This is a genomic window from Pedobacter alluvionis, from assembly GCF_003664035.1.
Lineage (GTDB): Bacteria > Bacteroidota > Bacteroidia > Sphingobacteriales > Sphingobacteriaceae > Pedobacter > Pedobacter alluvionis.
Map to the genome: position 1 here is coordinate 59,780 of NZ_RCCK01000015.1, position 23,591 is coordinate 83,370.

Genomic DNA, 23,591 nt, shown 5'->3' on the forward strand with positions numbered 1-23,591 from the left:
GTTGATTATATCGTTTTACCCTTAAAAATAATCTCTTTTAAATTTAGCGCATCATCAAGCACGACTAAATTTGCCTGCTCACCAGCTGCGATATTTGCTGTTAAGTTTTCAATTCCGATTAGTTTGGCAGGATAACTTGTTCCCATTTTAATTGCATCATTTAAGCTGATGCCACAGTGTGTTACACAGTTTTTAACAGCTTTTAACATGGTTAAAGATGAACCAGAAAGCGTTCCATCAGGCATTACATATTTATTTCCTTTTTGGATATGCTGATAAGGACCAGTTGAACAGGCCGTAACGGCATCGGTGATGAGGAATAAACGCTCTTTTAATAGTTTCTGCGCAAATTTAACCACCTCAAAATCTACATGTTGCCCATCGGCGATAATACTGGCCATCGCCTTAGCGTGACTAAAAACAGCTGTGGGTATTCCAGATTCCCGATGGTGGATGGGGCTCATGGCATTAAAGAGGTGGGTAGTGGTTTGGATGCCTTTATTATACGCCGCAGTAGCTTCCTCAAAAGTTGCATTGCTATGTCCTAATGAAACCACAACACCTTGATCTAGTAAGTATTGTATTACCTCATCATCCTGGATTTCCGGTGCTATTGTCATCAATTTAATTACACCATCTCCAAAATCGATTAATTTCTTAATTTCGTTTAAGGATGCCTTTCGCACAAAGGCAGGTACGTGCGCGCCTAAACGTTTTGGATTTAAAAATGGACCTTCTAAGTGCAAACCCAGGCAATTCCTGGCTATTGAGCGATGTGCTTTAGCTACTTTGATACATTCATTAAAAACTTCGGGAGAGTTTGTTGCCATGCAGGCCAAAAAACCAGTCGTTCCTTTTTTGAGCAGGTCATCTTCTATAATGCTTAACGATTCGATGCTTGGCTCGGCAGAAAATAACCTGTCGCCTGCTCCATAAATCTGCAGATCTATAAAACCTGGAACAACAATCGAATGGCTGGTTTCTTTATGATCACTTTCTTTAATAGCTGAAATGATATCACCATCGATAATGATGTCTTGGTTCTTTTTTAAATCGTTGCCCTGAAAATAGGAGGTGTTGGAAATTACTTTAGGCATATCAAACGTTGAGTAAATTTAATCTTAAACGGTCAAAGTTAAATATTGTGACTATATATTTGGATAATAAGATGAAATAACCAAATGAATGAAAGTCAGCCCGGTAGAAGAAGTTTTTTAAAGCCGAGTGCGGCTACTTTGAGCGCTCCAAAATGATGCATGTTGACCGAAACACTGTACCCCAAACTGTTCGAACCTTGTTGACTCAGGAAAAAGGTTGGAAGTAGGGAAATGCAATCGTCATGCTGACCTGTAGCGCAGCAGAAAGCTAAGCGGTAAATTATTTAGCATCATTCTCAATAAATTAGACCCTGAAAATTTCAGGGAGACGAACAAGAATATAAAGGCATAAAAAAAGCTCCTGATTTTCACCAGGAGCTTTTAATTATTTTAGAAATGCTTATGCACCTAATTGTACACGTTTGAAAGCAGATACTGTTAAACCTTTAGAAGTGTTATCTAAATATTTACGCACATCCATAGAGCTATCTTTAACAAACTCCTGGTTTAATAAAGTACTGTCTTTGTAAAATTTATTCAATTTACCAGCAGCGATTTTCTCAACCATTTCCTCTGGTTTACCTTCTTGACGGATAACGTCTTTAGCAATCTCGATTTCACGTTCAATTGTAGCGGGATCAACACCGTCTTTATCAACAGCAACTGGGTTCATTGCAGCAATTTGCATTGCAACATCTTTACCAGCTTCAGTAATATCTGCGCCATTAGTGTTTTCAAATACCACTAAAACACCCATTTTACCATTAGAGTGGATATAAGAAACGATTTTTTCACCAGATACATTTGCGTACTCCTGAATAACGATTTTCTCTCCGATTTTACCGGTTAGTTCAGTTATTGTTTCGGCAACTGTACGTCCATCTTCCAAAGTAATCGCTGATAATTCTTCAGCAGAAGCAGGATTGTTGGCAACTGCTGCAGCTAAAACGGCCTGAGCTAGATTACGGAAATCTTCAACTTTAGAAACTGGTTCAGTTTCACAAGCTAAAGCAACTAATTTACCATTAGTTCCATCAGCTGAAATATTGATTGATACCAGACCTTCAGAAGTAGCATTACCAGAACGAGCGGCAGATACTTTTTGACCTTTTTTGCGCAACAAATCAACAGCAGCTTCGAAATCGCCATTAGCTTCAACTAAAGCTTTTTTGCAATCCATCATACCAGCGCCAGTTTGTTGGCGTAATTTGTTTACATCTGCGGCAGTAATTTGTACTGTAGACATTTTATTTCTTTTTTTAAATTTTACAATCTTGTTATAACAATTACAGGTTACAAGTTACAAGCGCTAAGTTAAACTCATGTTAAGCCAACTTAAAACCTGAAACCAGTAACCTGCAATTAAAAAATATTACTATTCTTCTGTTTTAGTTTCTTCTGATGAAGGAGCTTCAACTTCCGCTTCAGCAGTTGCCTTTTTAGTTGTTGGTCTTTTTTCACCAGCTCCTCTTGGCTCTTTTGCTTCAGGAGCATCAGCTGCAACTTTTGCTGCTACTGCTTCTTTTTCAGCCTCATCATCTTTTTCGCGTTTACGCTCATCTAAACCTTCTTCAATAGCTTTGATAATTACATCAGTAATTAAAGAGATTGATTTTGTAGCATCATCATTCGCTGGAATAGGGAAATCGATGTTAGAAGGATCAGAGTTAGTATCAACCATCGCAAAAGTAGGGATGTTTAATTTTAACGCTTCAGTAACTGCAATATGTTCTTTCTTAACATCAATTAAGAATAAAGCTGCAGGTAAACGGTTTAAATCAGCGATACCACCTAAAAGTGATTCTAATTTAATACGCTCACGTTGAATCATTAAACGCTCTTTTTTAGATAAGATCGAATAAGTACCGTCTTTAGTCATTTTATCGATGTTAGACATCTTTTTGATTGACTTACGAACAGTAGCAAAGTTAGTTAACATACCACCTAACCAACGTTCAGTTACGAAAGGCATGTTTACTTTTTTAGCTTGTTCAGCTACGATTCCTTTTGCTTGTTTTTTTGTTGAAACAAACAATACTTTACGTCCTGATTTTACGATTTGTTTAATCGCCGCCGCAGCTTCTTCAGTTTTAGTTAAAGTTTTATTTAAATCTATAATGTGAATTCCATTACGCTCCATGAAAATATAAGGAGCCATTTTTGGATTCCATTTACGGGTAAGGTGACCAAAGTGTACACCTGCATCCAATAAGTCTTGATAAGTTGTTCTTGCCATTGTCTTTGCCTCCTGTGATTAACGTTTACTGAATTGGAATTTCTTACGGGCTTTAGCACGTCCTGGTTTCTTACGCTCAACCATACGGTTATCACGTGTCATTAAACCTTTAGCACGTAAAGCAGGTTTTTTCTCCGCATCTAGTTCAACAATCGCTTTAGCAATAGCCAAACGAACAGCTTCTGCTTGTCCTTTTACTCCACCACCTTGTACATTTACAGTGATATCATAACGGCCGGTAAGTTCAGAAACTTCTAAACTTTGGTTTACGATATATTGCAAAGGTAAAGTAGGGAAATATACTTTGTGATCTTTACCGTTAACGGTAATTGCGCCAGCACCATCTTTTAAGTAGATGCGTGCAACAGCTGTTTTTCTTCTTCCTGAAGTGTTAGTAACTGACATTTCTTAAAGTTTAATGGTTTTTGGAGATTGAGCCGAATGCGGATGAGTTTCACCAGCATACACAAAAAGATTGGTATACAATTTTTTGCCCAATTTAGTTTTCGGTAACATACCACGTACCGCTTTCTCGATTACACGTTGAGGGTGTTTCGCCATTAACTCTTTAGGAGAAATAAAACGTTGACCACCTGGATAACCAGTATAAGAAACATATTGCTTTTCGCTGAATTTGTTTCCTGTCAATTTAACCTTGTCTGCATTGATAACAATTACGTTATCTCCGCAATCTACGTGTGGGGTGTACTCAGGCTTGTTTTTACCACGGATGATCATAGCGATCTTCGATGACAAGCGCCCCAAAATCTCGCCTTGCGCATCAACAACAATCCACTGTTTGTTAACAGTTTTCGCATTGGCCGAGACAGTTTTGTAACTTAACGTATTCACTTGCTTGTATTTAATTTATTAAACAATTTATTATTCCCATTAAATTTGGGACTGCAAAGATAGATAGAATACTTTTATTATCAAATAGTTGATTGAAAATAGTTTTGCATTTTTACCTCGCGATCGTCATGCTGAATTTATTTAAGCATCTAATATGCCGTATCGTTTTTGAGGTTGTGAAAAACAAAACCAGAAATTCTTTGATTGGTTCCAGCCGGGCTTACACTAAATCTTTTAAGTAGGTTTTGTCATTCTGAGGTACGAAGAATCTGTTTCATCGGTTGCAGATTCTTCGTACCTCAGAATGACATAGTAAATGAAGCCGTTGCAAATTTGAAAAGATGCCGCTGCAATCCGTTTAGAAATTTAAGTATAATGATAAACTTACGGCGCCATTTCTCTGGTCAATCTTGAGGTTGCTATTTGTGACTTCAAGATTTTTAATGTTCATTAAAATTATAAATCATCAGGCATGTAGCCAATTCTCTACCTTGGTCCAATTTTCTTATCGATAAGTCTATCCAGGTAGGTAAAAACCAACTCGATATTTTTATCATGATTATTCAACGTCTTTTTAATTTCTTCTATTTCAAGCTTGAACTCGCCATTATCAACAATAAATTGACGGATACGGGAGAAAATTCTTACAATTTGAATATTCACTTGAATCGCTGGCTTACTATTCAATACACTCGATAGCATTAATATGCCATGTTCGGTAAAAACATTGGGTAAATAAGTCCTTCCACCTCTTTTAGCTTTTGAGGTCACAATTTGTGACCTCAAAGATTCCCATTATTCACCGGTCAGTTGGAACATGAAATCATCGGGAAAACGTTCTATGTTTCGGCGGATACTTTGATTTAAAACCTTAGTCTCTACACCATAAAGCTCTGCCAGGTCACTATCGAGCATCACTTTGAGGCCCCTTAGCTCGTAAATTTTATTAACTACAGTATTGTCAGGGATGATAGGAAGCACTTGTTTAGCTGTCATATCATTTTGAATTGAATCTAAAGATAAAAAAATGATTTATTTAAACCAAAATCGAATCTATAATTTTCCTGATCTTTTCTTCCCGAGTTTTATAATCCCCGCTGATCTGAATGTAGGCTATTCCACGCTTTTCAAGCTCACTCTTAAACAGATTAAACATTTCAAGCCGCCTATCTCCAAAATCACGGAGATGATCAGCAACCCATTCCACATCAATATCCAATAGGAAATATAAATCATAACAGATTTCTTTTTCAAGATCATTCAGGATCTGTGGAATTTCGTTCAGGTAATATTGCGAATAAATTTTTGTGGTAATTAAATCGGTATCACAGAAAACAAGCTTGTTGGCGCTGTTTGTTTTTTCCTTAACTCTTTCGGTTTGTGCTGTCCCGATTTTGATAATGTCATCAATTGTGATATCGTTCGAGTCGATTAATTCGCGCGCAACTTCTGGAACAAAGGTCGTTTGATAGTGTAAGGCCATTTTTTCAGCCATGGTCGATTTTCCTGTACTCTCTGGTCCATAGAAACAAATTTTCTTTACAAAATATGGGCGGACTTCTTTTGGAATAAATTCCCAATATTGAAAAGGATGATTCCTGATTAGGGTTGCCGAAACGGGGATTGATTTTCTCGGCTCGTCAAATAAGCTGTGTTCAGCTTTTAAATTGAAGGCAAATGGTGCTCCATAAAACTCGGAGCTAAAAAGAATATCAATTTTTGGATATACCTCCTGCATCCTGATTGCCCAAATATTTGTCCTTTCATTCAATGGCAGTGTTTCATCATCGAAATCATCAGGTATAAGAGCGGGTTTGACCTTGGATTGATCCTTAAAAATCTCTTTGATCCATTCAAAACGTAAAACAGGATTAATCTTGTCCGCAGGAGTGAAACTCATTGATACAATCAGTTCGTCGCATTGCGAAGCCGCAAAATTAATAAGCGCAATATGCCCATTATGAATGGGCATAAATTTGCCAATCACTAAACCTCTTTTCATGCCGTTTTAGCGTAGCTTCTATATTCTTTTATCCAATGCCACAATGCAAAAGCAGCAATAATGGTGAAAATGAAATATTCGACCCCCATAAACTTGATGCCTTTTAAGAAGTACAGGTAAGTGGCTACAATATCTATAATCAGCCAGATAATCCAACATTCTACTCTTTTCTGGATCATTAGAAAAGTCGTGATCACACTCATCACAAAAATAAAAGAATCAATAAAAGGATAAGCGCTGGGTAAATTAAATAATAGCGGCAACCAGTTATGAAGTTGACTGGCCAATGTACCCATTAATAATGTGCCAATAATACCAATAACCAATAAAATTAAAAATTGCCTTACAGGCATAAAGCTGATTTTGAGTTCTTTATTTTTATCTTCTTCTCCAGGCTTTGGATTTGTCCATCGCCACCAGCCCATGATGTTGGTTATAAAAAAGAAAACCATTAAAAACATATCGGGATAAAGCTGGCTTTGATAATATAGAAAGGCTGATAAGAATACATTGACAATACCCATGGGCCAACTCCAAACGCTGGCTTTTGCTGAAAGTATAACGGAAATAATCCCGGTAATTACAGCAAAAAATTCTAAATAGCTCATTTTATAGCCAAGGACTGTGAAAAATATACTATGGGTATCGAAAAAATCCATCTTTTTCTTTTTTTGAAATCTACAAAATGCTAATGTAAATAATTTTATTTGTGGCAATTGGTTTTCTATTGGCAAACAATCCAAAAATATAGCTGTTATAAGAACATCTAATGGCTAATCGCCGTATTTATTAACCAGCAGATTCTTTTATGCAATTTCTCGATCAGGTTTTCGGTTACCCTATCCCTTTGTTTTTTAAGAACCTAATCATTGGTTTGATAGCGGTATCTCTTGGTATTTTAATCAAGTTTGTCATTCACAAAACTTTTATCCTGCTTTCGCGTTGGTGGGATTTTATCATTATAAAATCTACAGTAAAGCATTTGAGGAGGCCTGTAGCTATTTTTATTCCCCTGTTGTTCCTTAACTTCTCCTTAACGCTGATGGAGATGGCGCCAACATATCGTCTTCCTATGGCCAAAATATTAGAAATTGCCCTGACCATTACTTTTGCGCTTATTTTGGTAAGGGCGATTAACGTTTTGGAAGATTATTTCTATCTTAAATATGATCTAAACAAAGAAAACAACCTGAAAGAGCGCAAAATCAGAACGCAGTTGGAGTTTGTTAGAAAGTTTATTGTTTCGCTTATTATTTTAATTACTGCTGCTATTATTTTATTGAGTTTTGAAAGTATGCGTAAAATCGGGGCGGGGCTCCTTACCGGAGTTGGAATAGGCGGGATTATCATCGGTTTTGCAGCGCAAAAATCGCTTGGGAATTTATTAGCAGGTTTCCAGATTGCCTTTACCCAGCCGATCAGGATTGATGATGTTGTAATTGTAGAAGGCGAATGGGGTAAGGTAGAAGAAATTACCCTAACGTATGTGGTAATCAATATTTGGGATCAACGACGGTTAATTCTGCCAATTACTTATTTTATCGAAAAGCCCTTCCAAAACTGGACGCGTGTTTCGGCTGATTTGCTTGGAACGGTATTTTTATATCTTGACTATACCATCCCAATCGAACCGATGAGGCAGGAATTAACCCGGCTTTTAAATGCTGATCCGCTTTGGGATAAGCGCGTAAATGTAGTACAAGTTACAGACAGCACAAAAGATGGTGTTATTGAAGTGCGTTTTTTAATGAGTGCTTCAAGTTCTTCCAGGGCTTTTGATTTACGTTGCCATGTAAGAGAAGCGATGATTGCTTTTATCCAGAATAATTATCCTGATAGTTTACCTAAAACAAGATTACAACATCGGGATAAGTTAGCGGGTTTGTAGTTTTACAAGCTAAGACTAAATAAGTTATTTCCTCTGGTCACTATTTTCAGAAGCTAAAAGGTAGATTTTACCTTTAAGAGTTTAATATTTCAGAAAGTGACCCGCAAACTGTCCGAGAATTAAAAGCAGATGGTTTAAAGGTTTTTAATCGGAGAACGTTCTGAAACCTGATCATCCCGATGCTGCGATAAGGGAATTTGTGTCGCAGATATAGGCCTCTTAACGGGATAATTTTTAGCATACCAGCTATCAAAACAAATAAAGCATTCTAAAACTACCTAAAAACAGGTAGTTCTTTTTACCCGAAATATAGTATTTTAAGTATAACAACAGGTTTTGGCATTTTTTTGGTTCTTGTAATAATAAAACAACTAAAAATCTATGAAAAACAGATCAAAATTATTATCTCTTGCGCTTATTCTGACGTTATTATTCTCTTGTAAAAAAGATTCAGACACTACTCCTGCAACAAGCGGTAAAACTGCAAAGTTTACCATCACCGCAAACGGTGTGAATTCATCTGATGACTACGTTTCTTTCGTGATTGTAGGTGGTGATACTAAAGGCACTAAAACCATCTGGAAGGTAAATGGCGTGACCAGAAATAATGAAGCCGCTATTTCTTTAGGGAAAGACGATTTCACTGGAAGTACCAAAACCTATGTAATTGAGACTGTATTACCAGTTGATGTAATTACTACCAGCGTGCAGTGCATTAACTTTAATGCCAGTTATCAAATCAGCTATAAAGCGGAGATAGATGGCAAAGTGATCACCAATGATGATGGTGTTACAGTAGATGTTAATAAAGATTATACCCATCAATTCGACTATTAATCGCTCATAATTAAATCCCCGTACTGAACGGCACAGGCCAAGCTCTGTGTCGTTCAGTAACTATGGAATTACTATTTGAACATTCCTTTTAGTTTTGCTAATTTCTCTTGTAAATCGCCATCCGCATCTTTTGGCTCATTACGAGGCTTGAAGTTTTGTTTATTGTTGTTCGATTTGAAATCTGGCTTAGGTTTCTGCTCCCTGGACTCCCGACTGCGGACTTCCGACTTCGGATTAACTTCTGTTTTCATTGATAAGGAAATCCGTTTGCGGGCAGCATCAACTTCCATTACCGTTACTTCTACTTTTTGATGTACTTTAACAATGTCATTTGGGTTCGCTACAAAACGATTTGCAAGTTGACTGGTATGCACCAAACCATCCTGATGGACACCAATGTCTACAAAGGCACCGAAATTGGTAATGTTGGTTACAATTCCAGGAAGTTTCATACCCACTCTTAAATCGGCAATTTCATTTACACCATCAGTAAAACTAAAAGCCTCAAATTGCTCTCTCGGGTCGCGACCCGGTTTAGCCAATTCCTTTAAAATATCATTCAAAGTTGGCAGACCGATTTCATCTGTAACATATTGTTGTGGCTTAATCTGCTTTTGCAACTGTGTATCTTTCATTAAAGCAGAAACGGTAGTGCCAAGATCTTTTGCCATTTTATCTACTACCGCATAACGTTCAGGGTGAACACCACTGGTATCTAAAACATTTTCCGCATTACGGATACGTAAGAAACCTGCCGCCTGTTCGTAAGCCTTGTCGCCTAAACGAGGTACTTTTTTCAAGCTTTCACGGTTTTTAAAAGCACCGTTTGTATTGCGGTAATCAACAATATTTTGCGCTAAAGTAGGGCCTAAGCCAGAAACGTAGGCCAGGATTTGTTTTGAGGCGGTATTTAATTCTACACCTACAGCATTTACCGCACTGACTACGGTGTCATCTAAACTTGCCTGTAATTTATTTTGATCAACATCGTGCTGGTATTGACCAACGCCGATAGATTTTGGGTCGATTTTCACCAATTCGGCCAATGGATCCATTAAACGGCGACCGATTGAAACTGCTCCACGCACGGTAATGTCCTGGGTAGGAAATTCCTCTCTGGCTACTTCCGATGCTGAATAAATCGAAGCGCCACTTTCGTTAACCATTACTATTGTAATGTGCGGTAAATTCAATGCCCTAACAAATGTTTCGGTTTCTCTACCTGCAGTTCCATTGCCTATTGCAATGGCTTCAACATTATGTTTTTCACAAAGCTGTTGGATCGTAAATTCGGCATTTTTAACATTTCCTTGTCCGGTATGCGGATAAATGGCAGTGTTTTCTAACAACTGGCCTTGTTTATCTAAACAAACCACTTTACAGCCAGTACGGAAACCAGGATCGATTGCCAATACATTTTTTTGCCCCATTGGAGCTGCCAACAACAATTGACGTGCATTTTCGGCAAAAACCCGGATGGCTTCCTCATCTGCTTTTTGTTTGGTGAAAACCCGAAGTTCGGTTTCCATAGCTGGTTCCAACAAGCGTTTATAACCATCTTCTAAAGCTTGCTGAACTTGCTTTGAAGCGGTATTATTGCCTAAAATAAACTGGTTCTCTAAAATTGCAATGGCATCTTCTGCTGGTGGAAGTGCATCTAATCTTAAAATCAGTTCCTTTTCGCCACGGCGCATAGCCAAAACACGGTGTGATGCAGCTGTTTTAACCGGCTCGCTCCATTCAAAATAATCTTTATATTTAATGCCTTCTTCTTCTTTTCCTTTAATCACTTCTGATTTAAAAACAGCTTTTTCCTGAAAATAAGTACGCATTTTAGTGCGCGCATCAGCATTTTCAGAAATCATCTCGGCAATAATATCCCTTGCGCCAGCTAAGGCATCATCAAATGAGTTTACTCCCTTTTCGACATTGACAAATTTGCCTGCTTCAGCATTTAAGTCAAAAGTATTCTGTTCAAATATCTGCAGGGCCAAAGGTTCTAATCCTTTTTCTTTTGCAACCGAGGCACGTGTTTTACGCTTAGGTTTAAACGGGAGATAAATGTCTTCTAAGAGTGAAATGGTTTCTGCTTCGTTGATCTTTTTTTCCAGTTCCGGTGTTAGCTTACCAAGTTCGGTCATCGATTTTAAAATCGCTTCACGGCGTTTATCTAAATCGCGCAATTGTAAAACCCGATCGCGGATTGCTGCTACCTCAACTTCGTCTAAACTGCCCGTCGCCTCCTTACGGTAGCGCGATATAAAGGGTACTGTTGCACCTTCATCTAACAAATTTATGGTTGCTGTTACTTGCTTTTCTGCAACTTTTAATTCGGCTGCAATTATTTTATGGTAGGTTAACATATCCTAAAGGTAAAAATTAAAAGAAGCAAAGCTAATCAGGATTTGCGGGATTTAATTATTTTTAGAATGAAGTTATCCACCGAAATTTGTGAGTAAGTTTTTGAAAAGGGGAATGATTACCTTTACTGCGTTCGATCATTTTTCCATTTATAACCAGCCAGCTATTGGGGAAGAGCTTTATAAGCCTTTGCTTTTCAGCTTCTGTAATCTGTCCGATAAGTTCTAATCTTCCAATCTGAATTTTACCCAGCTCGTCGGGAACAGCAACGTTTTTAGTGAATTTGATCCTCAGCGTGCCTATGCTTTTTAATGTATAAAGCTCTTTTGGAATTTCGTTAATGTTACTCATTGAAAGATCACCGGCGCTGGTTTTATTGCTGAAAACAGAAGTTTCGGATGGTGCACTGTCTTTATTTACTATAGCCCAGCTCATTTCCGGTTTCATAGTGAAATCTTTGCTGTTTTGAGATAAACCGATAAATCCTGCCCAAATTTCCATGTTATGTTTTGTATGAGCTTGCGCATTTTCCAGAATAAAAGGAACTTTTACAATCTCTGAAGCCAGATTGTTTACACTGGTAATTGGTTTTAAATCTGTTTTGTTTCCTTCTTTTGTATAAGGGAACAATTTTACGATCCAACCGTCGATTGTATTTGTCGTTCCACATTTCTTTTCCGTATGGTACTTTACCATGTTCATCCAGAAATTCTTATTCACTTTTCCTTTCTTAGCCGCTATAATTTCTTCTATGATCGGAATGAGTTCGCTTGTCCACCAGTCTAATTTGTAACGGGAGAGATATTTTGTTTTCTCCAATAATTTTTTCCAATCTCTATTTGTGCCTTCGATGGTGATTTTTGGGATGCCGCAGCCAATAATAATCACCTTAAATTCGAAATAAGATTTTACGGTTTCCATAATCGTAACCTGGCTCACAATCTTTGAGGTAGGGGTGGTGGTGCTGAAATCGGAAGTTAAAATGCCGACTAGTTTTTTGCCGGTATAATCATTAATCTGCTCATTAAACTGCGGAAAAATTGAAGCCCAATCGGATTTTGGTTCACCAAGTGCGATTTTATCAGAAACGACGGTTAAGGTTTTCCTGCCTTCAAAGTCGACCATTTGCGACCTAAGTTCTTCCGCATTTTGAGTGATATGCCTGGCAAAACCCTGATTGATGAGCAACCAGAAAATATCAGGAGAGATCACAAATGGCCTGTGATCTATATATGAATTTAAAATACCTGTTAAAAAAGGATGCTCTCCATAATAAACCAAACTGTCGGGTAGATTTTCGACGTTTTTTTCAACATCCGACTTAAGCACTTTAAGTATTTCCTGGGTGGGAACAACAGGAATAAGCTTTGCTGGTTTAGAAAGTGTTTCAATTTCTATAACTGTTGCTTTCTGGCAAAATGATTTGGTAGAAATAAAAATGGTTAGCAGTAAAAGTATTTTTTTCATCTGGTTGGCGTCGATTTATGAAGGTTTTATTAAATCGATGCTTTTTTAAACTGTTTTCCATAAAATACAACTCCATTTCTCAGGTGGAAAACCAGAAATATTATGATTTTTTCTTTTTGGCTTTCTCCAAATCTCTTTCTGCTTTAAATTTGGTGATTCTGGTGATCAGATCCAGGGGCAAAGGTTTGTCTAAAGGAAACCGGACAGCCCCTTTACTCCATTTATATCGGGCAAATTCTTCTTTAAATGCTTCAATTCCTGAACCGGTTGGATAAAATCCAATATGTTTAGTATAACATGCAAAGTAAACCAGTACCGTGTTTTGTTTAAAGGCAGGCATGCCATAACTGATTATTTCTTTGGCTTCAGGTACGGCTTTGTTTATAGTTTCACGGATTTGCTGTAACAGTTTTTGTGTTTCAACAGGGAAAGTCGCAATGTATTGATCGATGTTCTCTGGTTTTGGCTGTTCCATATCAGTCGCTTTTATAAGCTGAATTTACAAAATTTATCAGAAGTTATTCGCTGATTAGGATGTCGTGTTTATGCAATAAGCCAGCAAGGCCGGATTTTGAAAATTTTGCTTTTTTGATCCTGTTGTTATCAGGGTCTATGGAGTAATTGTAGGCCGTTTTAAAATCTGCCTTTTCTAGTATTGTTCTATCAAAAGTAGCATTTAATAAATCGCAATTGCATAATACTGCGCTGCTTAAGTCACATTCAGAGAAGTCGACTTCATGTAACTGTGAGTTTTTGAAACTGGTTTTTTTTAATTTTAATTTATAAAACGAGGAATGATCTAATTTGCAGTTGGTAAAACTAAATGCGAGGCCGAAATCGTTACAGTTATCAAACCTTAAACCAAGCATTTTACAATCCTGGAAATCAGCATCGATAAAGGACGTTTTTGTTAAACCCGCCAAACTTAAATTGCAGGAAATGAATTGACAGTCTAAAAATTTTACACCGCTTAAATCTGAACTGGAGAAATCGCAATTGATGAATTTACAGTTTTCATATTCTGCTTTTGGAAGTGAGCGTATGGTAAAATCAGTCTTTTCGAAGATTTGATCGGCTATGTATTCAGGCATGAACTGGAATTTAGGTTTAGCGAAGATAAAATAATTGTATGGTTTTTTGGCTCTAAGCAAGAAAATGCATTGTTTTTCTTGTGCAGAAATGGGATAACTGGACCCGGCAAAAGTGGAGATATTTTTTGATTAGCAGCACCTTAAATATACTGTCATGCTGAGGTACGAAGCATCTGTTTCATAGCAGCAGATGCTTCGTGCCTCAGCATGACATTTCGTTAAAAAGATTGCAATGAATGCCTGTGCTGGTGGAACCAAATAATTACTAATGTTAATTTCAATAATTATTTACTAAAATTATAAGATACTTATTTTACGACACCGCGCCCTTCGGACTCCTTTCTGAAAGAGGGGAATAAAAAAAATCCCCCAAATTGCTTTGGAGGATTTATATGTTTTGGTCTTCGGCTAAACTAAGACTACAATTTGTAATTACTTTTTAACGTACATTACTTCTTTTACCGCTTTAACTACACGCTCTGCATTTGGTAAGCTTGCTGCAATTAAAGTTGGTGAATATGGAAGTGGAACATCTGCACAAGTGATACGTAAAACCGGTGCATCTAAATAATCGAATGCATGTTTTTGTACCATGAAAGCAATCTCTCCGGAAAGAGATGCCAATGGCCAGGCCTCTTCTACCACAACCAAACGGTTTGTTTTTTTAACGGATGCAATAATGGTATCATAATCGATAGGACGTACAGTACGTAAATCAATAACTTCTACATTAATCCCTTCTTTAGTTAACTCTTCTACCGCAGGGTTTACAACACGTGTTAACATTTTACCAAAAGTTACGATGGTTACATCAGTACCTTCTTTAGTTACTTTAGCTTTACCAAGTTCGATATAGTATTCCTCTGCAGGAACATCACCTTTATCACCGTACATTACTTCAGATTCCATGAAAATAACCGGATCCTGATCTATAATTGATTGTTTTAATAATCCTTTTGCATCGTAAGGTGTAGCTGGAACTACTACTTTTAGTCCTGGTGTATTTGCAAACCAGTTTTCGAAGTTTTGAGAGTGTTGTGCACCTAATTGACCTGCGTTACCTGTTGGGCCGCGGAAAACCATAGGGCATGAGAACTGACCACCACTCATTGATAAAATTTTAGCAGCTCCATTGATAATCTGATCGATAGCTACTAATGAGAAGTTAAAGGTCATAAATTCCACAATTGGAATAAGGCCTGCTGTTGCTGCACCAGTTGCAATACCTGCGAAACCTAATTCGGCAATCGGGGTATCGATAATGCGTTTCGCACCAAATTCATCAAGCATACCCTGACTTACTTTGTACGCACCGTTATATTCTGCTACTTCTTCACCTAATAAAAAAACGCGGTCATCTTTACGCATTTCTTCGCTCATGGCTTCGCGTAGTGCTTCTCTAAATTGGATTTCTCTCATTGTAAATTTTAATAACGGTGGCAAATATAATTATTAATCGCTTTGAAACCAAAGGCTATAATAGCTATGTTTTGTAATAATTATAGGTAATTCTGTTAATTATTTAGCCTTTTTGAAGCGGTGTTTTTTGTTTATTTGTCAAAAGAAGAAATAATATTGGGCGATTGTGTTTTTGATAAGCTTATTGTATCAAAGCTTTTGCTTTTTCCGAAATATCTTTATCAAAAACATTTGGTTCCGATTATAATCTAAACTTAATGATTAGGATTTAATAATCCATAAATTTCACTATCAAGAAATTGGCCCCTAAAATAATAATCCTGTTTAAACAGGGCCTCTTTTACAAAGCCATGTTTGAGCAGCATCTGTCTTGAAGCATCGTTTTCTACATTAATGTTTGCACTGATGGTATGCAAATTCACTTCTTCGAAACCAAAAGCAATTGATTTTTTCAGTGCTTCGGAAATAATTCCTTGTCGCCAATAATTTGGGTGCAGCATGTAACCGATCTCGGCACGGTGGTTGGCAAAATCGGTGCGCCAATAACCAACAGAACCGATCATTTCTTTGGGATTTTCTTTTAAAGCAATTACCCAGGCCAGGTTATCTCCATTTTCATAACCATTTCTGAAACGGGATATAAAGTCTTTGATCTCGAAAATGTCTTTGGGTCTTTCCCTGTCGATGTATTTCATTACCGTTTCGTTGGTACGCATGGCAAAAAGTGCTTCGGCATCAGCAAGATCATGTTCTCGGAGGATTAAACGTTCGGTTTCAAGAACCGGGAATTTTGTGAAATTTAAGGTTAGCATTTTTAAAGATAAGCTTAGAGATAAAGGCAATTTTTTTTTGCAACGAAAATTATAAATGTCTTTTATTTATTAAATAACATATTCTTTTATTATCACTGATTTTACATTTGAATTAAATTAATTTATTCCCCAAATATAGCTATTTTTAGGGATTGTATTCCCTGAAAATAGCTATATTTGGGGAATTGAGGTTTATGATTAAAAGAGCATTACAGCCAACTTTAGAAAGCAAGGTTGATTTTAAAAAAGCAATAGTTGTACTTGGTCCAAGACAGGCAGGTAAAACTACGTTGATTAATAAAATCGCTGGCTCTTTAACTAGTGATTATCTCTACATCAATGGAGATGACCCTGGCGTAAGACTATTATGGAACAATCCAACACAAGCCTTTATTAATACTTTTATCGGCGAGGCTAAGGTTGTTGTATTTGATGAGGCACAGCGACTTGAAAATATAGGTTTAACTGCAAAGATGATCATTGACGCTAACAAAGATGTTCAGCTCTTCATATCTGGTTCTTCAGCGTTGGAAATTGCAAGTCAGATTAATGAACCTCTTACAGGTCGTAAGTGGGAGTACAGATTATATCCTTTGTCTTGGCGGGAATTGAAGGATCAATATTCCTTTGCCAAAATTCACCCACGTTTGGAGGATTTTTTGATAACTGGCATGTATCCTGACGTAATTAATCATAGCGAAAATGCGATAGAAATATTAAATAATCTTGCTGGAAGTTATCTATATAAGGATATTTTAGAAGCGGGTGGTATTCGTCGACCGGATGCGCTTTTAAAACTTTTGCAGGCCCTTGCCTGGCAGGTTGGAAATGAGGTTTCTTATAATGAGCTTGCCCAAACTGTAGGTATTGACAAGGCAACGGTTAACAATTACATAGATCTGCTTGAAAAATCATTTGTGGTCTTTCGCTTAAATCCTTTGGCTCGAAATTTAAGAAATGAGATTAGCTCTTCCCGGAAAATCTATTTTTATGATAATGGGATCAGAAACAGCATCATTAATAATTTTTCGCCGATTGCTCAACGTAATGATATCGGTGCCTTGTGGGAAAACTTTATTATAAGTGAACGGAAAAAAAAACTGGCCTATAGTGGCTTTTATGGCAATACTTATTTTTGGCGAACCGTAAGTAAAACAGAAATAGATTATATTGAGGAACAGGATAACAAAATAACAGTTTTTGAGCTAAAATGGAATCCTAAAGTAAAAGTAAAGTTTCCTAATGCTTTTATGGGAAAATATGTTCCTGAGGTAGCACATATTATCAATAGGGATAATTACTGGGAATTTTTATAAACCAGCATGCCATTTAAAAATATCCCCTTATTTAAATAAACTACTTACGTTCCTGCCAGTAAGATGTTGAAAAAAGTTCTATTTAGACAATTTTTTTGCTTTTAATTATTTCCCAAATAAAGTTTTATAAATAGAGTATTTGTAGTTATCCTCAACTGCGCTGGCCAAAAAATAAGGCGCTTCAAAAAGTTCGGTCAGTTTTTTTCTTAATTCGGAAAGAAATTCTGGTTTGATTTCTTCTAAATAGGCTCCCGATAGATTTTGCCTGCCCGATTTAAACCAAACGCCATCTGCGCTCATGGTTTTTACTACATATAAATTTGGCTCTACAAAACTTTTGCCCGAAAATTGTTCGTAAGCATAAGTATATAATAAGGTTTGGATCAACGCTTTATTAATATGTTTGCCGTCAGAGTTGAATAACTCTGGAATATCTTTAAAAGTTAACTTGTCACTACCGGTTTTATAATCAATAATTTTAGTAACGCCGTCTTTAACATCAACACGATCGATAAAGCCAAAAATTTTAACGCTGGCTTCATTCCCTCTTAACGGAAAACTGATTTCAGCCTCTACCTTTTGTTCCAGACTAATAATATTAAAAGGGGTTTGTGCTTCATCCTGATTTAAAATGATATTCACATACGCATCTACAATGGATAAAATAACCTTTTGCATGCCTTTGTATTCCATTATCATATCTGGATTTTTGAACATCACAGCATTAAAGGCTTTTTGTATCAGATTAGGAATCTGTTTGCGTTTCTCTTTAATACGTTCGGCAGTAATTTCAGCAGACCTTAAATCCTCGTAAAAATACTCCATCACTTTGTGCAGGATTGAACCAATTTCGTTGGCCTCTACCACTGCACTGATCTCTTTAGGTTCCTTAATACCTGCAATATAATTGAAAAAGAAATCTATCGGGTTGGAAATGTATTGAGTGAGTGCCGAAGGCGAAAGTACCTTCTTTTTATCAAGGTATTTTTGAAGTGTTTCCTGGATAAAGGCATTATTGGTCTTTTCGATCTTTACTTCTTTAAAAGGCTCGGTTTTTACCTCCAGATTAAGTTCATTATAGGCAAAATCGAAACCGCTTTCGTACTCAAGCTGCTTTAAAATTCTGCTGGCTTCACCTGAAGTAGATTCGTCGGTTAGGCTGTTATAGACAAAATTGATATTCTTTGCTCGTTGTAATAGACGGTACACCATGTATGAGGAAATGGCGTCAAGATTTTCAAGAACAGGAAGGCCGTAAACACGACGGATGGAATCGGGAATAAAACTATTGCCAATGGATGATTTTGGAATAATACCTTCATTAAAGCCTAAAATTACCACCTTATCAAAGTTTAAATTCCGGGTTTCAAGTAATCCCATCACCTGAATGCCATTCAGCGGATCGCCTGAAAGCGGTACAGCGATGGCCTGAAGCGATTTTTGGACGAGGTAAATTACAAAAGGGATTTCTTCTTTACCGATGTGGTTACTAAAGGTATCGTGCAAACGGTTTAACTCCTGTATGGTTTTTACAAACAGTTCTGCATCGATTTTTTTAAGTGTTTTTGCATTTGATAACCGGGTTAACACATAATCCAGTACATCCAGTAAATTAGTAACCACATGCTGCGGATCATCGATTTTCTTATAAAAAGTTTCAAACAGTCCGCTTTGCCTTAACAGGCGTTTATGATCGATCTCCACTTTGTTTTCTTCCAACAGTGCGGTTAAAATTTTATCCCGCATTTTCTGGGTAAGGCCAGTTAAAGGATGCGTTAAAAAAGCTTCTACATTTTTATAACTTACTTTGTCCCGCTGTAAAATTTCCAGCTGACTCCCTAACCATAAATCAACCAGGCCAAAAATACTTGAGGTTGATAAAGCAAAACCCATGGTTACGTTGAGGTCGATTTCTTTTCCATTCAGGTTAGTTGGAATCGTTTGTAGCGTGGGGATCAACAGGTTTTCATCTGCCAAAACTACTACTGTTTTCCCAATAGTTTCGGCTGCTGTATAATCTTCCTCTAAAATATTGTTCAGGATTTTGGCCTGTGCAGATTGTCCCTGAACCTTAAAAACATTGACCTGGTGTGGGACAGATTTCATTAAACTTTCCTGTCCTGCAAATTCATTTTTCAATCCAAGCTGGTTGATGTTTTTACGTAAAAACAAACCTGCTTCCTGCGAAACATCATCTAAATAATAGGTATCGGCATCAAAATAAAATAATGCCTTTTCAGCATCTTGTAGCTGGGTAAATATTTTAGCCTCGGCCCTGCTTAATGCATTAAACCCCACAAAAATGATCTTACCTTTATTGAAATTCGAAATAAATTCCTGGTGATTCGTAATATCATCAGCCAGATGGCGGTAAACGGAACCATTAGTTAAATATCCCTGTTCTTTGAGCGTTGCATGGAATTTATGGTAAAGTTTGGGCATCCTTCGCCACATCTTGATGAAAAGCTCCTGTTGTTTTTTATGTTTTCCTTCTGAATAGGAAGTCCAGAACTGGGAAAGAAATTCATATTGTTCCGGACTTAAATAATCGAAATCCTTGTTTATAACCGATATATCTTCCAGATCGCGGTATAATTTTTCAGCATCAACCAGATCGGCATCAATCTGATTAAAATCGCTTAAGATGATCTTTGCTAAGGGAAAAAATTTGTGACTTGATATGTTTTCGAGCTTCTCTTCGGCGAGCAGTTGGTTATAAATTCGGTGAAGGGTAAAAAACTGCAGGTAAAAATCTGCTATTTTATAACTGGTAGAACTGGCAAAGAATTCCTGTATGGTAAAAAATGACGGACTGAAAAATGGTTTCCCGATGATATCAGCAAAGTGTTTCTGCAAATACGCAGATGGACGTTTGTTGTTGAAAACGATCGCACAGTTTTCCAGCTGATTTCCAAACCGGGCAACTAAATCTTCGGCAACTTCCTGTAAAAATGGTTTCATCTGCATATTATACTAATTTCAATTTGCCTTTAACTGCGTAGAAAAGATAGGTTTTGATATTCTGATAACCCATTTCACTAAGTAAGGTTCTGTAATTATTTACCTGTTCAATGTGTTTATCGCTTTCTTCCAAAGTAAATTTATAATCAAGGATAATTACTTCATCGGCGTTGATCAATACCCGATCAGGACGGTGTAGTTTTCCATTGGCGTCAATAATATTTTTTTCTACAATGCTTTCGCTTGCGTTAGCAAAAATGGCCTGCAGTTCGGGATTGTTCAATACTTCCAGTGCAGAATCGGTTAATTTCTGCTTTTCTTCTTCTTTGATAATGCCCTGCAAAACCAGGTTTGTGGTGTAATCTTCTACTTCATTTGTATTACTTGCACTGGCTAGAATATCGTGTAATAAGGATCCCTTTCTGCCTGATTTTTCAATGTTAACCAGGTGTTTTAAATGTTTTTCTGCTGAGGGAACATAAAGTTCCGATAAACGGGTTGTGGTTGGATAACTAGTTAAGTTGATGAAATTCGAATCTTCCGCCTTACTTTCAACAATTACAGGTTCTACAATTTCGTACACACCGTTTTCATCAAACTGCTCATCAAAAGTGAAATTGATTACATCACCCATGTTGGATAATTTCAATTCCTTTTTAGCCATTGTAGCAATGTATAGATAATCTTTGGATCGTGTGGTAGCCACATAAAGCATGTTGAGCGCATCCATATTATTATAAAGAAGCTCTTCGTAATATGCCTTTGCAATTGCCGAATCAGCCAATGCTTCATTGTATTTTAAAGGAATGCCTTTCAATTCTTTATAAACCGTTTCTTCTGATGAAACCCAAAAAGTGCTATTGGGTTTACCTTTAATTTCCCAGTTGCAAAAAGGTACAAAAACGGCCCTAAAGGCTAAACCTTTTGATTTGTGGATAGTAATAATCTGTATCGCATCAGCACCTTCAGGCGATGGTAATGATTTTTTAATGCCGTCTTCTTCCCACCAGGTTAAAAATGAAATGATGCCCTTTTCGCCAAGTTTTGCAGCAGAAGCTGTCAGATCTCTAAATGCAAGTAAATAGGGAAGGTTGGCAGTTAAGTTTTTCAACCTATAACTTTCAATTAATATCTCTACAAGCTCGGGAAGTGGAAATTGTAGCCAACTTTGCCAGTTTTCGCATAGCTCAACCGGTAAAACCGTGGTAAGTGTACTTAAAGGTTTATTGCTAAGGTTTAGGTAATAATTGGCATCAATCTCTTTTTCGTGCAGAGAATGATAAAGTGCAATACAATTTGCTTTATATAATGCTGTTTGTGCTTCTAAACCAATAAGTACTTTTAAAGTGTTAATAATGAGCTGTATGGCTGAGTTGTTGGAAATCAATAATGCATCGCCAGACAAAACGGGCAAGCTATGTTCCATTAATTTTTTAACAGTTAATAAAGCTTCGCTGTTCGAACGAACTAAAATGGCAATATCTTTTAGCGCATACTGCTGTTCGTTTTTGAGGTAATTTATTTCTTCAACAATATCATCTAAGGCTATATCTCTAAAAACAGTTTCTGTAAACCGGGCTTCATGAGGTGCATGATCTTTACCAAACTTTTTAATCTTAATCGTTCCTCCTTTTAAGGTATTGGTAGCAAAGTTTTGGGTAGAGCCACCGTAAATATCGGTAATAATTTGTTGGTAGTGTTGTTCTTGCCACCAATTGGAAATGCTTTCGGGTTTGGTCGCCAGGTTTTCGTTCAGTTCGTTCTGCAACGTTAATGGGATAGCCTTATAAAGAAAATTATTGAAAGTGATGATGTTTTCAGCACTCCTGTAATTTTCTTCTAAACTTTCTTCCAATACATTTTCAGCACCGACATCTAACTTGGCATGTTTATGCAGAATGTTCCAATCTCCATTGCGCCAGCGGTAAATAGACTGTTTTGTGTCGCCAACAATCAAGTGATCAATTAAATCCTGACTAGGCGTAGCCATCGCATTTGTCAAGAGCGATTTAAAACTTCCCCACTGACTGGTAGAAGTATCCTGAAATTCATCGAATAAAAAATTGCGGTAGCGGTTGCCGACTTTCTCCCAGATAAAAGAAGGATTGTCGCCGGCATCTTCTGTAATTCCGGATATCAGTTTTTGTGCATCACTGATCAGCAGGTTATCATTTTCGGCCCGGTATTCTTTCAATAACACAGCGATTTCCTGCATCAACCTTAAATAATAAAGGTTTTTATTAAAAGCGATAGCCAAACTGTAGTTCGGTAAATGCGTTAAATAATGCGCTTTTAACTTTTGCAGTATCGGATTTACCGTGTCATAAGCTTCAGGAAAATTTGCATTCTTTTGAAACCATTCCTCAGGCTCATCAATTAAATTGAAAAGTGGTTCAATCTTTGAAAAATCGCCCCTGGCAACCAGAATAATTTTAGCCAGCGGACTTCTAGATTTCCCTTTTAGGTGTTCAGTTTCTACCCCGATTACATTTAAAGCTTCGTTGGCTTCTGTTGCCAGCGAAACCAGTTCATCTTCAAAGTTCTTGATTTCTGCCTTGGTAATACTGATGTATTTTTTAAATAACTCGTCGATGTTTTCTAAACCTAAAGCGCTAACCGCATCTTCAAAAATCTGGAAACGTTCCGAAAATATTTCGCCGATCAGGTTATAGAGTTCGAATTTATAATTCCAGCTTTTATTGTCGCTGATACGTTCTATGGCCAGGTCGATAATCCATTGCAAAAGTTGTTTATTATGATCTAAAGCTTCATCCAGTTTATTTACGAGATCGTCTTTCACCTTATCATAATTCATTTCTAAATTATAATCGGCATTAAGGCCCAGTTCGAAAGCAAAACCCCGAATTACTTTTTGCACAAAACCATCAATGGTGCTCACCGAAAAACGGCTGTAATCGTGCAAAATTTTGCGATAAATTTTGTCTGCTTTAAACTGCAGTTCCTGAGGACTTAATATCGGATAGGCGAGTAAAATGATTTTCCGATAATCTTCGATTTTTTTTGATGGATTGCCCTTTGCCAACCCTAACAATACCTCTAAAATCCGGGTTTTCATTTCCTCCGTGGCCTTGTTGGTAAAGGTTACCGCTAAAATTTCGCGGTATTTATTGTCGCCGCTGAAAAGCAACGTGAGATAATGTGCAGTTAAACTGAACGTTTTACCAGAACCTGCGGAGGCTTGAAGAATTTTGAGGGGTTGGGGCATATTGTTTTTCTAATTCCCTCCTTTGG

18 protein-coding genes and 1 pseudogene are annotated in these 23,591 nt (G+C 37.1%); 3 read left to right on the top strand and 16 right to left on the bottom strand.

Translation table 11 applies throughout. The features are described 5' to 3' along the window. Positions 1 to 5: 5 nt before the first annotated feature. From nagA to pnuC, 8 genes and pseudogenes are all read right to left on the bottom strand, one after another. Positions 6 to 1,097, bottom strand: coding sequence for an N-acetylglucosamine-6-phosphate deacetylase (nagA, locus tag BCL90_RS22300; RefSeq protein WP_121287421.1), 1,092 nt, complete (start codon positions 1,095 to 1,097; stop codon positions 6 to 8). A gap of 400 nt (positions 1,098 to 1,497) precedes the next feature. After that, entirely contained in the window at positions 1,498 to 2,343 is an 846-nt protein-coding gene (gene tsf, locus BCL90_RS22305; RefSeq protein WP_121287423.1) for a translation elongation factor Ts, read from the bottom strand. A gap of 129 nt (positions 2,344 to 2,472) precedes the next feature. After that, entirely contained in the window at positions 2,473 to 3,333 is an 861-nt protein-coding gene (rpsB, locus tag BCL90_RS22310; protein ID WP_121287425.1) for a 30S ribosomal protein S2, read from the bottom strand. 18 nt (positions 3,334 to 3,351) lie between these two features. After that, entirely contained in the window at positions 3,352 to 3,738 is a 387-nt protein-coding gene (rpsI, locus tag BCL90_RS22315; RefSeq protein WP_025145383.1) for a 30S ribosomal protein S9, read from the bottom strand. Positions 3,739 to 3,741: 3 nt separating this feature from the next. After that, a complete protein-coding gene (rplM, locus tag BCL90_RS22320; RefSeq protein WP_116248884.1) occupies positions 3,742 to 4,185 on the bottom strand; it encodes a 50S ribosomal protein L13 in 444 nt (147 codons plus the stop codon). 486 nt (positions 4,186 to 4,671) lie between these two features. Beyond that, positions 4,672 to 5,181: pseudogene (locus BCL90_RS26305) on the bottom strand (ORF6N domain-containing protein). A 40-nt stretch (positions 5,182 to 5,221) separates the two neighbouring features. After that, a complete protein-coding gene (locus BCL90_RS22330; RefSeq protein WP_121287427.1) occupies positions 5,222 to 6,187 on the bottom strand; it encodes an AAA family ATPase in 966 nt (321 codons plus the stop codon). Further along, on the bottom strand, positions 6,184 to 6,795 hold the full coding sequence (pnuC, locus tag BCL90_RS22335; protein ID WP_244095120.1) for a nicotinamide riboside transporter PnuC: 612 nt from the start codon (positions 6,793 to 6,795) through the stop codon (positions 6,184 to 6,186). Before pnuC ends, BCL90_RS22330 begins: the two co-directional genes overlap by 4 nt. A 200-nt stretch (positions 6,796 to 6,995) precedes the next feature. Between pnuC and BCL90_RS22340 the strand changes: the two genes are divergently transcribed. Both BCL90_RS22340 and BCL90_RS22345 read left to right on the top strand, forming a co-directional pair. Then, positions 6,996 to 8,075, top strand: a complete 1,080-nt coding sequence (locus BCL90_RS22340; RefSeq protein WP_121287431.1) for a mechanosensitive ion channel family protein — start codon at positions 6,996 to 6,998, stop codon at positions 8,073 to 8,075. Between the two features lie 381 nt (positions 8,076 to 8,456). Then, the gene (locus BCL90_RS22345) at positions 8,457 to 8,912 is read left to right on the top strand and encodes a hypothetical protein (RefSeq protein WP_121287433.1); all 456 of its coding nucleotides are present in this window, start codon (positions 8,457 to 8,459) and stop codon (positions 8,910 to 8,912) included. 71 nt (positions 8,913 to 8,983) lie between these two features. On the opposite strand, the gene BCL90_RS22350 is transcribed toward BCL90_RS22345, so the two are convergent. The 6 genes from BCL90_RS22350 to BCL90_RS22375 form a co-directional block, all read right to left on the bottom strand. After that, on the bottom strand, positions 8,984 to 11,275 hold the full coding sequence (locus BCL90_RS22350; RefSeq protein ID WP_121287435.1) for a Tex family protein: 2,292 nt from the start codon (positions 11,273 to 11,275) through the stop codon (positions 8,984 to 8,986). A gap of 61 nt (positions 11,276 to 11,336) precedes the next feature. Next, complete coding sequence (locus BCL90_RS22355) at positions 11,337 to 12,740, bottom strand: DUF4419 domain-containing protein (RefSeq protein ID WP_121287437.1); 1,404 nt, start codon at positions 12,738 to 12,740, stop codon at positions 11,337 to 11,339. A gap of 100 nt (positions 12,741 to 12,840) precedes the next feature. Next, positions 12,841 to 13,215, bottom strand: a complete 375-nt coding sequence (locus tag BCL90_RS22360) for an iron chaperone (RefSeq protein WP_121287439.1) — start codon at positions 13,213 to 13,215, stop codon at positions 12,841 to 12,843. Between the two features lie 43 nt (positions 13,216 to 13,258). Further along, positions 13,259 to 13,831 carry a pentapeptide repeat-containing protein gene (locus tag BCL90_RS22365; protein ID WP_121287441.1) on the bottom strand — a complete coding sequence of 191 codons (573 nt, stop codon included), beginning with the start codon at positions 13,829 to 13,831 and terminating at the stop codon, positions 13,259 to 13,261. A 432-nt stretch (positions 13,832 to 14,263) separates the two neighbouring features. Continuing rightward, positions 14,264 to 15,250 carry a pyruvate dehydrogenase complex E1 component subunit beta gene (locus BCL90_RS22370; protein ID WP_121287443.1) on the bottom strand — a complete coding sequence of 329 codons (987 nt, stop codon included), beginning with the start codon at positions 15,248 to 15,250 and terminating at the stop codon, positions 14,264 to 14,266. A gap of 254 nt (positions 15,251 to 15,504) precedes the next feature. After that, a complete protein-coding gene (locus BCL90_RS22375; protein WP_121287445.1) occupies positions 15,505 to 16,062 on the bottom strand; it encodes a GNAT family N-acetyltransferase in 558 nt (185 codons plus the stop codon). A 194-nt stretch (positions 16,063 to 16,256) separates the two neighbouring features. Here BCL90_RS22375 and BCL90_RS22380 point away from each other — a divergent pair, with 194 nt between their 5' ends. Then, positions 16,257 to 17,378 carry an ATP-binding protein gene (locus BCL90_RS22380; RefSeq protein ID WP_121287447.1) on the top strand — a complete coding sequence of 374 codons (1,122 nt, stop codon included), beginning with the start codon at positions 16,257 to 16,259 and terminating at the stop codon, positions 17,376 to 17,378. A 105-nt stretch (positions 17,379 to 17,483) separates the two neighbouring features. On the opposite strand, the gene BCL90_RS22385 is transcribed toward BCL90_RS22380, so the two are convergent. Both BCL90_RS22385 and BCL90_RS22390 read right to left on the bottom strand, forming a co-directional pair. After that, complete coding sequence (locus tag BCL90_RS22385; protein ID WP_121287827.1) at positions 17,484 to 20,339, bottom strand: PD-(D/E)XK nuclease family protein; 2,856 nt, start codon at positions 20,337 to 20,339, stop codon at positions 17,484 to 17,486. Positions 20,340 to 20,346: 7 nt separating this feature from the next. Beyond that, the gene (locus tag BCL90_RS22390; RefSeq protein WP_121287449.1) at positions 20,347 to 23,565 is read right to left on the bottom strand and encodes a UvrD-helicase domain-containing protein; all 3,219 of its coding nucleotides are present in this window, start codon (positions 23,563 to 23,565) and stop codon (positions 20,347 to 20,349) included. Between the last annotated feature and the right edge of the window lie 26 nt (positions 23,566 to 23,591).

Excerpts from the sequence above, each read along its gene's own strand:
- BCL90_RS22350 (WP_121287435.1), bottom strand. The coding sequence starts at position 11,275 with ATGTTAACCTACCATAAAATAATTGCAGCCGAATTAAAAGTTGCAGAA.
- BCL90_RS22375 (WP_121287445.1), bottom strand. The coding sequence starts at position 16,062 with ATGCTAACCTTAAATTTCACAAAATTCCCGGTTCTTGAAACCGAACGT.
- rpsI (WP_025145383.1), bottom strand. The coding sequence starts at position 3,738 with ATGTCAGTTACTAACACTTCAGGAAGAAGAAAAACAGCTGTTGCACGC.
- BCL90_RS22330 (WP_121287427.1), bottom strand. The coding sequence starts at position 6,187 with ATGAAAAGAGGTTTAGTGATTGGCAAATTTATGCCCATTCATAATGGG.
- BCL90_RS22365 (WP_121287441.1), bottom strand. The coding sequence starts at position 13,831 with ATGCCTGAATACATAGCCGATCAAATCTTCGAAAAGACTGATTTTACC.
- pnuC (WP_244095120.1), bottom strand. The coding sequence starts at position 6,795 with ATGAGCTATTTAGAATTTTTTGCTGTAATTACCGGGATTATTTCCGTT.
- BCL90_RS22355 (WP_121287437.1), bottom strand. The coding sequence starts at position 12,740 with ATGAAAAAAATACTTTTACTGCTAACCATTTTTATTTCTACCAAATCA.
- nagA (WP_121287421.1), bottom strand. The coding sequence starts at position 1,097 with ATGCCTAAAGTAATTTCCAACACCTCCTATTTTCAGGGCAACGATTTA.
- BCL90_RS22340 (WP_121287431.1), top strand. The coding sequence starts at position 6,996 with ATGCAATTTCTCGATCAGGTTTTCGGTTACCCTATCCCTTTGTTTTTT.
- BCL90_RS22345 (WP_121287433.1), top strand. The coding sequence starts at position 8,457 with ATGAAAAACAGATCAAAATTATTATCTCTTGCGCTTATTCTGACGTTA.
- BCL90_RS22390 (WP_121287449.1), bottom strand. The coding sequence starts at position 23,565 with ATGCCCCAACCCCTCAAAATTCTTCAAGCCTCCGCAGGTTCTGGTAAA.
- rpsB (WP_121287425.1), bottom strand. The coding sequence starts at position 3,333 with ATGGCAAGAACAACTTATCAAGACTTATTGGATGCAGGTGTACACTTT.
- tsf (WP_121287423.1), bottom strand. The coding sequence starts at position 2,343 with ATGTCTACAGTACAAATTACTGCCGCAGATGTAAACAAATTACGCCAA.
- BCL90_RS22385 (WP_121287827.1), bottom strand. The coding sequence starts at position 20,339 with ATGAAACCATTTTTACAGGAAGTTGCCGAAGATTTAGTTGCCCGGTTT.
- BCL90_RS22360 (WP_121287439.1), bottom strand. The coding sequence starts at position 13,215 with ATGGAACAGCCAAAACCAGAGAACATCGATCAATACATTGCGACTTTC.
- BCL90_RS22370 (WP_121287443.1), bottom strand. The coding sequence starts at position 15,250 with ATGAGAGAAATCCAATTTAGAGAAGCACTACGCGAAGCCATGAGCGAA.
- BCL90_RS22380 (WP_121287447.1), top strand. The coding sequence starts at position 16,257 with ATGATTAAAAGAGCATTACAGCCAACTTTAGAAAGCAAGGTTGATTTT.